A 14,848-nucleotide genomic window follows, 5' to 3' on the forward strand; every position below is an offset into this window, starting at 1 on the left:
TATCTCCACACTTCCAAAAACATCAAAGGTCCGCGCCGCCCAGTGCCCTCTGGACGAGATCATCGACATCCATCGCGTCGAGCGCGCTATTCGTTCCTTCTTGCGGCGCCGACTCAGAGACGTTCTCTGAGGTGTGGGCGAGTTCCAGCAGGACATCCACTAGTCCGGCTTCACGGAGACGCGCGAGCGGAACGGAGGCCAACGCCTCGCGTATCCGGTCCTCTTCTGGGTCGCTCTGCTCGACCGCGCCGCCCTGCGGAAACATGCTCGTCTCCAGATGCGCGGCCAGTGCGGTGAGGTTCGGGTAGTCGAATACCAACGTAGTCGGTAGGTCCAGGCCAGTGATCGCGCCCAACGCGTTACGGAGCTGAACGGCCGTCAGCGAGTCGAACCCGAGCTCCCTGAACGACCGGTCACTCTCGATACCGTCAGGCGTCGTGTGCTCCAGGACCGCGGCGACGTGCTGCCGGACCAGCTTGCGGAGGGAACGCTGACGCTTCGCCGAGGAGAGCCCCTCCAGACTCGTACGCAGCTCCGCCGCGGCCGACTCGGTCGATGCCGGGTCCGAGGGCACCAGCGACGCGTTGGAACGCGCCGTCGTGAGCAGTTCACTCAGCAACGGTGCCGGCCGAGCCCCCTTCAGCTCTTCCGCCAGGCGCTCCCATGCGGCATCGAAGACAAGGGCGAAGGTGTCGTCCACGTCAAGAGCGCGCTGCAGTGCGCAGATGGCCAACTCCGGGTTCATCGGGACCATGCCGCCCCGCCTCATGTGCTCTTCGAGGTCCCCGTCGATCGCCATGCCGCTTCCGGCCCAGGCGCCCCAGGCGATGGAGGTGGCCGGAAGACCATCCGCACGCCGCTGCAGCGCGAGCGCGTCCAAGAAGGCGTTACCCGCCGCGTAACTTCCCTGGCCGGGGCCGCCCAACGTGCTTGCCACCGAGGAGAACAGCACGAACGCCGACAGGTCCATCCCGGCGGTCAGCTCATGCAGATTCCGCGCCGCGTCCACCTTCGGACGCAGCACCCCGGCCGCACGTCCCACCGTCAGCGCGTCGATCACACCGTCGTCCAGCACACCCGCCGTATGCACCACCGCGTTCAGCGGGAACTCCGCCGGAATCCCGTCCAGCACCGCGGCCAGCGCCTCACGGTCCGCCGCGTCACACGCGGCCACCGTCACCCGGGCACCCAGAGCCTCGAGTTCCGCCTTCAACCCGGCGGCACCCTCGGCCTCCATACCACGACGACTCGTCAGCACCAGATGCTCAGCACCACGCCCCGCCAGCCACCGCGCCACATGACCACCCAGCGCACCCGTGCCACCGGTCACCAGCACCGAACCACGCGGACGCCAGGACGCCCGGCCATCCGCTTCCTCGGGCACGGACGCACGCGTCAGCCGCTTCACGAACACCCCGGAGCCACGCACCGCGACCTGATCCTCACCGTCCGCACCGGCCAACACCCCGGCCAGACGCGCCACCGCCCGAGAGTCCACGGTCTCGGGAAGGTCGACGACGCCACCCCAGCGCTGCGGATATTCCGCCGCGACAATCTGCCCCAGCCCCCACACCGTGGCCTGTGCAGGACTCACCAGCCGGTCGGAACGCCCCACCGACACCGCACCCCGCGTCCCACACCACAGCGGTGCCACCACACCGGCGTCGCCCAGCCCCTGAACCAGCCCCACCATCGCCGCCAGCCCGGCCGGCACCACCCCGAACGCGCCATGCCCCGACTCGTCCAACCCCAGCAGCGAGAGCACACCCACCGCCTCGGACGGCTCCAGCCCCGCCCCGTCAAGCCCCGCGCGCAGCCGCTCCGCGACCATGCCACGATCGTCGTCGGACCCGCCCAACACCACCGGCACGACATCGGCGCCGCTCGCCTCCAGCCCCTTCACCGTGGCGGACACGAGAGCGTCATCGGCATGCGACGCGGGAAGGACGACGAGCCAGGCACCCGAGAGCGACGCCTCAGCGGCGGACGCCATGGACTGCCAGACCACCTTGTAACGCCAGCCGTCCACCGTGGCCTGCTCACGCTGCTGACGCCGCCACGACGACAGCGCCGGAAGCAACGCCATCAACGACGACTGCTGCGCCTCGTCCTCCACCGCCAGCGTCCGCGCCAGCCCCTCCAGGTCCTCGCGCTCAACGGCTTCCCAGAACCGGGAGTCCACGCTGTCGGCAGCGGTGGGGCCGTCTGCCACCTCTGCCTTGTCCTCCAGCCAGTAGCGCTGTCGCTGGAAGGCGTAGGTGGGCAGCTCCACCCGCTGGGCGCCACGTCCGGCGAACAGCCGCTCCCAGTCGATGGTGACCCCATTGACGTGCAGCTCGGCCAGCGCTGTCGTCAACGCCTGTGTCTCGGGACGGTCCTTGCGCAGCACCGGCACCACGACGGGAGCCGACGCCTCCACCGCCGTCAGGCAGTCCTGCGCCATCGCGGTGAGCACGCCGTCGGGCCCCACCTCCAGGAAGGTGGTCACACCCTGCGCCTCGAGCGCTCGCACCCCGTCCGCGAACCGCACCGCTTCCCGTACGTGCCGCACCCAGTACTCCGGGGAGCACATCTCGTCACCCTTGGCCGCCTCACCCGTGAGGTTGGAGACCAGGGCGATCGACGGTGCCTGGAAGGACAACCCCTCGACGACCTTGCGGAAGTCGTCCAGCATCGCGTCCATGCGGGGCGAGTGGAACGCGTGGCTGACGCGCAGACGGCGCGTCTTGCGGCCCCGCTCCGCCCACTGCCCGGCGATCTCCAGCGCCACCGTCTCATCGCCCGCGATGACCACGGCGGTCGGACCGTTGACCGCGGCGATGCTCACCTCGGCCTCACGACCGGCCAGCGACGCGGCGATCTCCTCCTCCGACGCCTGCACCGCCACCATCGCGCCGCCCTCGGGCAGCGCCTGCATCAACCGGCCACGAGCCGCCACCAGCGCGCACGCGTCATCCAGCGAGAACACACCCGCCACATGCGCGGCCGCGATCTCACCGATGGAGTGACCGATCACCACATCCGGGGTCACACCCCAGTGCTCCAGCAACCGGAACAACGCCACCTCGACCGCGAACAGCGCCGGCTGCGTGAACGCCGTCTGATCCAGCAACTCCGCATCCGCACTGCCCTCCGCCGCGAACACCACCTCCCGCAACGGACGGTCCAGCAGACCATCCAGATGCGCGCACACCTCGTCCCACGCGTCGGCGAACACCGGGAAGGCGTCGTACAACTCCCGCCCCATGCCAAGACGCTGCGCACCCTGGCCCGAGAACAAGAACGCCCTCAGTCCCGAAGCGTTCGCAACACCACGAACCACTGCCGGGGCGACCTCACCAGCGGCGACAGCCTCCAGGCCGCGCAGCAGCTCCGCACGGCCCGCGCCCGTCAACACGGCACGGTGCTCGAACACCGACCGCGTCGCCACCAGTGAATAACCCAGATCCAGCGTGCTCAGTTCCGGCCGGGCATTCAGATGTGCCAGCAGTCGCCGTGCCTGAGCCCGCAACCCGTCCGAGCTCCGGGCGGAAAGCGCCCACGGCGCCGTGCCACGGTCGTCGGGCGCCGCCGCGTCGGCCGGTCGCTCCTGTTCGATGTCGGAAGGGGCCTGCTCGATGATGGTGTGGGCGTTGGTACCGCTCACCCCGAACGCCGACACCGCGGCCCGGCGCGGCCGCCCGGTCTCCGGCCACACGGTGGCCTCCGTCAGCAGCCGCACCTCGCCCGCCGACCAGTCCACCTGCCGCGACGGCTCATCCACATGCAGCGTCTTCGGCAGCACACCGTGCCGCATCGCCATCACCATCTTGATGACCCCGGCGACGCCGGCGGCGGACTGGGTGTGGCCGATGTTCGACTTCAACGCGCCCAGCAGCAACGGCCGGCCCTCGGGGCGCTCCTGACCGTAGGTGGCCAGCAGCGCCTGCGCCTCGATCGGGTCACCCAGCGACGTACCCGTGCCGTGCGCCTCCACCGCGTCCACCTCGGCGGCCGACAGCCCCGCACTGGCCAGCGCCTGCCGGATCACCCGCTGCTGCGACGGACCGTTCGGCGCCGTCAGACCATTCGACGCACCGTCCTGGTTGATCGCCGAACCCCGGACCACGGCCAGCACCCGGTGACCCTTGCGCCGGGCGTCCGACAGCCGCTCCACCAGCAGCAGACCGACACCCTCGGACCAGCCCGTGCCATCCGCGGCGTCCGCGAACGGCTTGCACCGGCCATCCGGCGCCAACCCACGCTGACGGCTGAACTCCACAAAGGCGCCCGGCGTGATCATCACGGTCACACCACCGGCCAGCGCCATCTCGCACTCACCCTGACGCAACGCCTGCGCGGCCTGGTGCAGCGCGACCAACGACGACGAACACGCCGTGTCCACCGTCACCGCGGGCCCCTCAAGACCCAACGTGTAGGAGATACGGCCCGACACGACCGATGTCGCGCTGCCGGTCAGCAACTGTCCCTCAAGGCTCTCGGGGATCTCCTGCAGCCCGGTTCCATAGCCGGAGGTCGTGGTTCCGACGTAGACACCGATCTGGCTGCCGCGCACGGATGCCGGATCGATACCGGCCCGCTCGAACGCCTCCCACGAGGTCTCCAGCAGCAGCCGCTGCTGCGGATCCATGGTGAGCGCCTCACGGGGCGAGATCCCGAAGAAGCCGGGGTCGAACTCCCCCGCGTCATAGAGGAACCCACCCTCACGGGCGTAGAACGTCCCCGAACGGTCCGGGTCCGGGTCATACATCCCCTCGACGTCCCAGCCGCGGTCGGACGGGAACGAGGAGATGGCGTCACCGCCGCTCTCGACCAGCTGCCACAGGTCCTCCGGGCTGCGCACCCCGCCGGGGAAGCGGCAGCTCATGGAGACGATGGCGATGGGTTCGTCGTCCGCGCCGGAACCGGCGGGCGCCCCGGACCCGGCGGCGATCGCCGGGGACGACGCCCCCAGCACCTCGGTCCGCAGATACGCCGCGAGCGTGCCGGCGCTGGGGTAGTCGAAGACCAGCGTGGCGGGCAGGCCGAGACCGGTCTCCGCGGCCAGCCGGTTGCGCAGGTCGACCGCGGTCAGCGAGTCGAAGCCCAGATCGCGGAAGGCCCGGCCCGGCTCGACCATCTCCGCGGAGGCGTAGCCGAGCACGGCGGCGGCGTGCTTGCGCACCAGATCGAGCAGCGCCCGGTCCCGCTCGCCCTCGGTCAGCGGCTGCAGCCGCTCGCGCAGCTGCGCCCCGGCGGCCTCGGCCCTCTCGCCGTCGTTCCCCTTCGTCTCCAGCCGCTGGACCTCCTCCAGCTCGCTCAGGAACCGGCTGTGCCGGACCGCGGTGAACGCCGGAGCGAACCGCTCCCACTCCACGTCCACGACCGTCACCAGACCGTCGTCACCGGCCACCGCGCGCTCCAGAGCGGCGATCGCCAACTCGGGTGCCATCGCGGGCAGGCCACGCCGCGCCAGCTGCTCCCCAGCGTCGCCCTGGGTCACCATGCCTTCCTCGGCCCACGGGCCCCAGGCGACAGAGGTGCCCGCCAGACCCCGCGCACGCCGCCGCTCCACCAGCGCGTCCAGGAAGGCGTTTCCTGAGCCGTAGACGCCCTGCTCAGCACCACTCCACACGGCGGAGATGGAGGAGAAGACCACGAACGCGTCGAGTTCACGGTCGCCGAGCAGCTCGTCCAGGTTGACGGCGCCGGCCACCTTGCCCGACACCGCCCTGGCCGCGTCCACGAGCTCCGTCTCCAGCAGGGAAGCCGTCATCGTGACACCTGCCGCGTGCACCACCCCGGTGAGCGGCCGGTGCTCCGGTACGGCGTCCAGAACGGCGGCCAGCGCGTCACGGTCCGCCGCGTCACACGCGGCCACCGTCACCTCGGCACCCATGCCCTCCAGCTCCGCCTTCAACTCGGCGGCGCCCTCGGCCTCGAGACCGCGGCGGCTGGTCAGCACCAGATGCTCGGCACCGCTGCGGACCAGCCAGCGAGCCACCTGGCCACCGAGCCCACCCGTGCCACCGGTCACCAGCACCGTGCCACGCGCCCGCCACGACGTCTCTTCACCGGAGACAGGCGCCGACCGCACCAGACGACGCGCGAACACACCCGAACCGCGCACTGCCACCTGGTCCTCGCCACCCCCGGCGGACAGCACACCCACCAGCCGCGCCACCGCACGCTCATCCAGCGACTCCGGCAGATCGACCACACCACCCCACAGCGACGGCAACTCCAACCCAGCCGCCCGGCCCAGCGCCGACACCATCGCCTGCACCGGGCTGGTGAGCCGGTCCGAACGCCCCACCGACACCGCGCCCCGTGTACCACACCACAGCGAGGCTTCGATGCCCGCCCGGACCACGGCCCGCACCAGCACCAACGTCAGGGCGTAGCCGCCCGACAGCGCCGGATATCCGGGGCAGGGTTCCTCGTCCAGGGCGAGCAGCGACAGCACACCACCCAGCTCAGGCACCTCTGCGACCGTTTCCCTCAGCCGCTCCCCCAGCACGTCGGCGTCAAGGTCGCGCTCGTCCACCACGAGCGACACCACACCCGCGCCATGGCGCTCGAGCCCGGACACAACCCCCGACACCAGCTCGTCCCCGGCGCGGGAGGCCGGAACCACCACCAGCCACGTCCCCGACAACGACCCATCGGCCAGGTCGGAGGCCGGCTTCCACGCCACCCGGTAACGCCAGCCGTCGATCGTGGACTGGTCACGGGTATTGCGGTGGTACGCGGACAGGGCGGGCAGCACCGCACTCAGCGGCGCCTCGCTGTCGACCGCCAGCGCGTCCGCGAGCGACTCCAGATCCTGGCGCTCCACCACCTCCCAGAACCGCGCATCGACGGAACCGGCGCCATCGGCCGCGCTTCCGCCGGGCGGCAGGCCGAATCCATCGAGCCAGTAGCGCTCGCGCTGGAAGGCGTAGGTCGGCAGCTCCACCCGCCGTGCACCACGGCCCTCGTACACCTTCCGCCAGTCAACGCCGACCCCGCTGACGTGCAGTTCGGCGGCGGAGGTCAGGAACCGCTCCAGGCCGCCCTCATCCCGCCGCAGCGTGCCCACGACCACCGCCCGCGCCTCAGCCGCCTCCACCGTCTGCTGCACCGGCAGGGTCAACACCGGATGCGGGCTCACCTCGACGAACACGCCATGCCCGCTGCCGAGCAGAGCCCGCGTCGTGGACTCCAGCTCAACGGTCTGCCGCAGATTTCGGTACCAGTACTCCGCGTCCAGACGCACCGTGTCCACCAGCTCACCGGAGACCGTCGAGTAGAACGGCACCTCCGAGGTACGCGGTGCGATGTCCGCCAGGACCTTCAGCAGCTCCTCGCGGATCGCCTCCACGTGCGCGGAGTGCGAGGCGTAGTCCACCGGAACCCGGCGGACCCGCACCTGCTCGCCCTCCAGCCGGGCCACCATCTCATCCAGCGCCCCCGGATCACCGGAGACCACCACGGAACCGGGGCCGTTCACCGCCGCCACCGAGATCGCGCCGTCCCAGGCGGCGATACGCTCCCGCACCTGGTCGACCGGCAGCCCGACCGACACCATGCCACCACGACCGGCAAGACTCGCCGCGATCGCCTGCGACCGCAGCGCCACCACCTTCGCGGCATCCTCCAGCGACAACGCACCCGCCACACACGCCGCAGCGATCTCACCCTGACTGTGACCCATCACCGCGTCCGGCACCACACCCACCGAACGCCACAGCCTCGCCAGCGACACCATCACCGCGAACAACACCGGCTGGACCACATCCACCCGATCGAAGCCGGGAGCGCCCTCGGCGCCACGCAGCACCTCGGTCAGCGACCAGTCGACATAAGCCGACAGGGCCTTCTCACACTCGCCGATCGCCTCGGCGAACACCGGCGAGGACTCCAGCAGCCCCACCGCCATCCCCACCCACTGCGCCCCCTGACCGGGGAACACGAACACCGAGCGGCCACGAACATCCGCCACACCACGCGTCACACCGGAGACCACCTCGTCCCCGGCCAACGCGCCCAACCGCTCCAGGAGTTCGTCACGGTCCCCACCCGTCACCACACCGCGATGCTCGAACACCGACCGCGACGCCACCAGCGAGTAACCCACGTCCAGCGTGCTCAGTTCGGTGCGGTCGAGCAGGTACGACCGCAGCCGCTCCGCCTGGGCGCGCAGGGCTTCCGGGCTCCGGCCGGAGAGGACCCAGGGGGCGATGCCGTGGTCGTCGGTGGGAGCCTCGTCCCGCTCCGCCTCGGGAGGTACCGGGGCCTGCTCGATGATGGTGTGCGCGTTCGTCCCGCTCACGCCGAACGACGACACAGCAGCCCGACGCGGATGCCCCGTCTCCGGCCACTCCGTGGCCTCCGTCAGCAGCCGCACCTCGCCCGCCGACCAGTCCACCTGCCGCGACGGCTCATCCACATGCAGCGTCTTCGGCAGCACACCGTGCCGCATCGCCATCACCATCTTGATGACGCCGCCGACGCCCGCCGCGGCCTGGGTGTGACCGATGTTCGACTTCAACGCACCCAGCAGCAGCGGCCGGCCCTCGGGGCGCTCCTGACCGTAGGTGGCCAGCAGCGCCTGCGCCTCGATCGGGTCACCCAGCGGGGTACCGGTCCCGTGTGCCTCCACGGCGTCCACGTCAGCCGGCGACAGACGAGCGTTCGCCAGCGCCTGCCGGATCACGCGTTGCTGCGACGGGCCGTTCGGAGCCGTCAGGCCGTTGCTCGCGCCGTCCTGGTTGATCGCCGTACCCCGGACCACGGCCAGCACCGGGTGGCCGTTCCGCCTGGCGTCCGAGAGCCGCTCCAGGAGGAGCATGCCCACGCCCTCGGACCAGCCCGTGCCGTCCGCCGCGTCCGAGAACGCCTTGCACCGGCCGTCGGCGGAAAGTCCTCGCTGACGGCTGAACTCCACAAAGGTGTTCGGCGACGACATCACCGTCACGCCACCGGCGAGTGCCAGCTCGCACTCACCCTGACGCAGTGCCTGAGCCGCCAGATGCAACGCCACCAGCGACGATGAACACGCCGTATCCACCGTCACCGCAGGTCCCTCGAGACCGAACGTGTACGAGATGCGACCGGACGCCACGCTGCCCGCGCTGCCGGTGCCGAGGGAGCCCTCGAAGCCTTCCGGAGCGTTCCCCTGGAGACGAGTGGCGTAGTCGTTGTACATGACACCGACGAATACGCCGGATCGGCTGCCCTGGTTGGCGACCGGATCGATCCCGGCCCGCTCGAACGCCTCCCAAGAGGTCTCCAGCAGCAATCGCTGCTGCGGGTCCATCGCCTGGGCCTCACGCGGCGAGATCCCGAAGAACACCGGGTCGAACTGGTCGGCGTCGTGCAGGAATCCGCTGTTCCGGACGTAGTACGTGCCCTCCCGGTCGGGGTCCGGGTCGTACATCCCCTCGAGGTCCCAGCCGCGATTGGACGGAAACTCGGACACCGCGTCCGTACCCGCCATCACCAGCTGCCACAGTTCCTCGGGCGTCCGCACCCCGCCCGGGAAACGGCAGCTCATACTCACGATCACGATGGGGTCGTCGTCCACCGGTGCGCCAGGCCCGGCCACCTCCCCCAGGCCCGCCGACGAGATGACGCCGTCCCCGCCCAGAAGTTCGTCGCGCAGGTGGCCGACGAGTGCCATCGGGGTCGGATAGTCGAAAATCAGCGTGGCGGGCAGTCGCAGGCCGGTCTCCGCGGTGAGCCGATTCCTCAGATCGACGGCCATCAGTGAGTCGAAGCCGAGTTCCTTGAAGGGCTGGCGCGTGTTCACCGTCTCGGGGGTGGCGTGCCCAAGGGCCGCCGCGATCTGAACGCGGACCAGCTCCAGCAGCATCTCGTCCTGCGCCGTCTGCGGCAGACCCACGAGGCGCCGGCGCAATTCGTCGGGAAGACTCGCGCTCTGCTCCGATCGCGCGGTACGGCGCGTCATCACGTGAGGCACGATGTTGCGGAAGAGAGTGGGGAGTTCGGCGCCCTGCGCACGCAGCGCAGGGATGTCCAGCCGCAGCGGGACCGGCACGCTTTCGTCCGACACCAGCGCGGCGTCGAACAATTCGAGCCCTTCCTCGGAGGAGAGCGGCACCAGACCCGAGCGCGACACCCTGCGCAGGTCCTCCTCGCCGAGGTGGCCGGTCATACCGCTGGCCTCGGCCCACAGGCCCCACGCCATCGACACACCCGGCAGCCCCCGCGTCCGGCGCCACGACGCCAGGCCGTCCAGGAACACGTTCGCCGCCGCGTAGTTGCTCTGCCCAGCGCCGCCCAGCACACCGGTGGCCGAGGAGAACAGCACGAACGCCGACAGGTCCATCCCCTCGGTCAGCTCATGCAGATTCCACGCCGCGTCCACCTTCGCCCGCAACACCGGCTCAACCCGCTCCCGGGTCAGCGACGTCAGCAGCCCGTCATCGAGCACGCCCGCCGCATGCACCACACCACTCAGACCAAAACCCTCCGGCAATCCCGACAACACCCCGGCCAGAGCCTCCCGGTCCGCGGCATCACACGCCGCGATCACCACCTCGGCACCGGCGGCCTCCAACTCCGCCCGCAACTCCGCCGCACCCTCGGCCTCCGCACCACGACGAGACAGCAGCACCAGCTTCCTGACGTCATGCCCGGTCACCAGATGCCGGGCCACCAAGCCGCCCAGCACACCCGTGCCCCCCGTCACCAGCACCGCACCCGAACCAAACCCACCCGACTCCACTGTGCCCGGTGCGGGCACCCGCCCCAGGCGCGGCACCCGCACCACACCCGACCGCACCACCACCTGCTCCTCACCCAAGGCCAGCACCCCGGGAAGGAGATCGGCCACCCCCTCCACATCATCGGTATCCACCAGCACCAGGCGGCCGGGGTTCTCCGCCTGCGCCGACCGCACCAGGCCCCACACCGCGGCCCCCGCCAAATCCCTCACGCCAACGCCATCGCCCACGTCCACCGCGCCCCGCGTCACCAACACCAACCGCGCGTCCGAGGACTCCTGATCGGTCACCCACGACCTCACCCGCTCAAAAGCCTCAAGCACCTCCCCATGAACCTCACCCACCACGTCCGCACCGCTGGAGGCCACCCGCACAACCTCCGCGTCCGGCACGGGCACCGCCCGATCCGCCGCGGGCGCGTTCACCCATTCCAGCCGGAACAACGCGTCCCGGGCCGCCCCACCCGCAACCCTCAGTTGACCAGCCTCGACCGGCCGCAACGCCAAAGACTCCACCGATGCCACCGCACGCCCGGACTCGTCCCCCACCACCACCGACACCGCACCCGAACTGCCCTCCGTCGCCGGAGCCAGCCTCACCCGCAGCGAGGAGGCACCGACCGCGCCGAGCGAGAATCCACGCCACGAGAACGGCAGCAGACTGCCCGAACCACCCGCCAGAGCCTCACTCACGCCCATCGCGTGCAACGCCGCGTCGAACAACGCGGGATGCAAACCGAACTCACCCGCACGCTCCCGCTCCCCCTCCGGAAGCGACACCTCCGCGAACACCTCGTCGCCACGCCGCCACGCACGCTTCAGCCCCTGGAAAACCGGCCCATACCGCAACCCGTTCTCCGCGGCCCGCACATACTGCCCCGACACATCCGCGACCTCGGCCCCCGCCGGAGGCCACACCCCGAAATCAAAGAGGGCCCCATCAGCGCCTTCGGCCGGCGCGAGCGCCCCACGGGCATGACACACCCAGGCCGCGCCCTCTCCCTCCGCCTCGTCCCGCGAGAACACACTCACCTCGCGGTAGCCGGAAGCATCCGCCTGGCCCACCTCGGCCTGAAGGTGCACCCCACCCTTCTCGGGCACGATCAGCGGCGCTTCCAGGATCAGTTCCTCAACCCGGCCACAACCGACCTGGTCGCCCGCCTGCAGCGCCAACTCCACGAACGCCGTTCCCGGCAGCAACACGACGCCGTGCACGGCGTGATCCGCCAGCCACCCATGCGTGGCCAAAGACAACCGCCCACTCAGCACCACGCCGCCACCACTCGCCAGCGACACCACCGCACCCAGCAACGGATGCCCCAGCGAGCCCAACCCCACCGAACCCACATCGCCCGCACCCGCGGGCGCATCGAGCCAGTAACGCTCCCGCTGGAAGGCATACGTCGGCAACCCGACCCGCCGACCGCCACGCTCCTCCAACGCGGCGGCCCAATCCACCTGGACGCCATGGGTGAACAGCTCAGCGGCGCTGATCAAGAACCGCTCAAGTCCACCGTCGTCACGCCGCAGCGTGCCGAGAACCACGGCATCTGTCTGGGCGGCCTCGATGGTCTGCTGCACCGGCAGCCTCAGCACCGGATGGGGACTCACCTCGACGAACACCGAGTGCCCGTCGGCAAACAGCCTGCGGGTGGTGGCCTCCAGCTCGACGGTCTGCCGCAGATTCCGGTACCAGTACTCCGCGTCCAGCCCAGCCGTGTCCATCGGTTCACCGGTGACCGTCGAGTAGAACGGCACCTCCGACGAGCGCGGCTCGATGTCCGCCAGGACCTTCAGCAGCTCCTCATGGACCTCCTCCACCAAGACGGAGTGCGACGCATAGTCGATGGCAACCCGACGGACCCGGATCCCCTCGCCTTCCAACTCCGTGAACAGCTCATCCAGCGCCGTCCCAGCACCCGCCACCACTACCGAACCGGGACCGTTGACCGCGGCCACGGACACGGCGCCGTTCCAAGCGGCGATACGCTCCCGCGCCTGGTCGATCGGCAGTCCGACCGACACCAGCCCACCACGGCCGGCCAGCCTCGCCGCGATCACCCGCGACCGCAACGCCACCACCTTGGCCGCGTCCTCCAGCGAGAGGGCACCCGCGACGCACGCCGCGGCGATCTCGCCCTGGCTGTGGCCCATCACCGCGTCCGGCTCCACACCCACCGAACGCCAGAGCCGCGCCAGCGACACCATCACCGCGAACAGCACCGGCTGAACGACGTCCTCCCGGTCATACCCGGGAGCACCGTCGACACCACGCAGCACCCCGGTCAGCGACCAGTCCACGTAAGGCGCCAACGCGGCCTCACACTCGGCCATCGCCTCCGCGAACACCGGCGAGGACTCCAGCAGTCCGACCGCCATGCCCACCCACTGTGCCCCCTGGCCCGGGAACACGAAAACGGAACGGCCGGGAGGCGCGCTCTCGCCCACCACCACGCCGGGATGAGCCGACTTCTCCGCTACCGCGGCCAAGCCCGCCATCAATGCGTCCCGGTCCCGGCCAACCACCACCGCTCGGTGCTCCAGCACCGACCGGGTCGTCACCAACGACAGCGCCACATCGGCCACACCGTACTCCGGGCGCTCCGCCACGAAATCCCGCAGCCGCCCGGCCTGGGCCCGCAATCCCTCCGCACCACGTCCGGACACCACCCAGGCCACCGGACCATCGACGCCCCCGGCCTCGGCGGCATCGACCGCCTCGGCCTCCGGAGCCTGCTCCAAGAGCACATGTGCGTTGGTCCCGCTCACCCCGAACGAGGACACACCGGCCCTGCGCGGTGCCCCCGTCTCCGGCCACGGGGTCGGCTCGGTCAGCAGCGACACCGCCCCCGCCGACCAGTCCACGTGCTCCGACGGCTCTTCCACGTGCAGGGTCTTCGGCAGCACACCGTGCCGCATCGCCATCACCATCTTGATGACGCCACCCACGCCGGCGGCCGCCTGGGTGTGCCCCATGTTCGACTTCAACGACCCCAGCCACAACGGCCGGTCCGCCCCGGGGCGCTCCTTGCCGTAGGTGGCCAGCAGGGCCTGCGCCTCGATCGGGTCACCCAGCGTCGTACCCGTGCCGTGTGCCTCCACCGCGTCCACATCGGCCGCCGACAGGCCCGCGTTCCGCAGCGCGTCGCGGATCACCCGCTGCTGCGAGGGACCGTTCGGCGCGGTCAACCGGCTGCTCGCCCCGTCCTGGTTGACGGCGGCGCCCCGTACCACGGCCAGTACCTCGTGCCCGTGGCGCCGCGCGTCGGACAGCCGCTCCAGCAGCAGCACACCGGCGCCTTCGGACCATGAGGTGCCGTCGGCCGCGTTCGAGAACGACTTGCAGCGCCCGTCGACGGCGAGTCCGCGCTGCCGGCTGAACTCGATGAACACCCCTGGTGTCGCCATCATGGCCACGCCTCCGGCGAGCGCCAGCGAGCAGTCGCCCTTGCGGAGGGCCTGCACGGCCAGGTGCAGCGCCACGAGCGACGAGGAGCACGCCGTGTCCACGGTCACCGCGGGACCTTCGAAGCCGAAGGTGTAGGAGATGCGGCCGGACGCGATACTCGCGGCGCTGCCGTTGCCCAGGTGGCCTTCGAGCCCCTCGGGTATCGACTGGATGCGGGAACCGTAGTCGTTGTACATCACACCGACGAACACGCCGGTGCGGCTGCCGCGCACGGACGCCGGGTCGATTCCCGCCCGCTCCAGCGCCTCCCATGAGGTCTCCAGCAGCAGCCGCTGCTGCGGATCGGTCGCCAGCGCCTCCCGCGGGCTCATGCCGAAGAACGCGGCGTCGAAGCCGTTCGCGTCGTGCAGGAACCCGCCCTCACGCGTGTAGCTCTTGCCCGGCTTCTCCGGGTCCGGGTCGTACAGGTCCTCGTCCCATCCCCGGTCCACGGGGAAGGTGGAGATGGCGTCAGTGCCCGAGGCGACCAGCTCCCACAGGTCTTCCGGCGATTCCACGCCACCCGGATACCTGCATCCCATGCCGACGATCGCGATGGGTTCCGTGTCCCTGTCCTTGAGTTCCCGCAGCTCTTGACGAGTCTCGTGCAGACTGGCCGTCGCGCGCTTGAGGTAATCGCGCAGTTTGGTGTCGCTCACTGCCTCTTGTCACTCCTCTGAGAACCCCGGGAC

General features: G+C 70.5%; 1 protein-coding gene. It reads right to left on the bottom strand.

The annotated features are described in order from the left end of the window. Positions 1-22 precede the first annotated feature (22 nt). Positions 23-14,815: a type I polyketide synthase gene (locus tag ACZ6TD_RS05045; protein ID WP_471351096.1), complete on the bottom strand. Its 14,793-nt coding sequence runs from the start codon at positions 14,813-14,815 to the stop codon at positions 23-25. Positions 14,816-14,848: the final 33 nt, after the last annotated feature.

It is taken from the genome of Streptomyces yongxingensis (genome assembly GCF_055597465.1).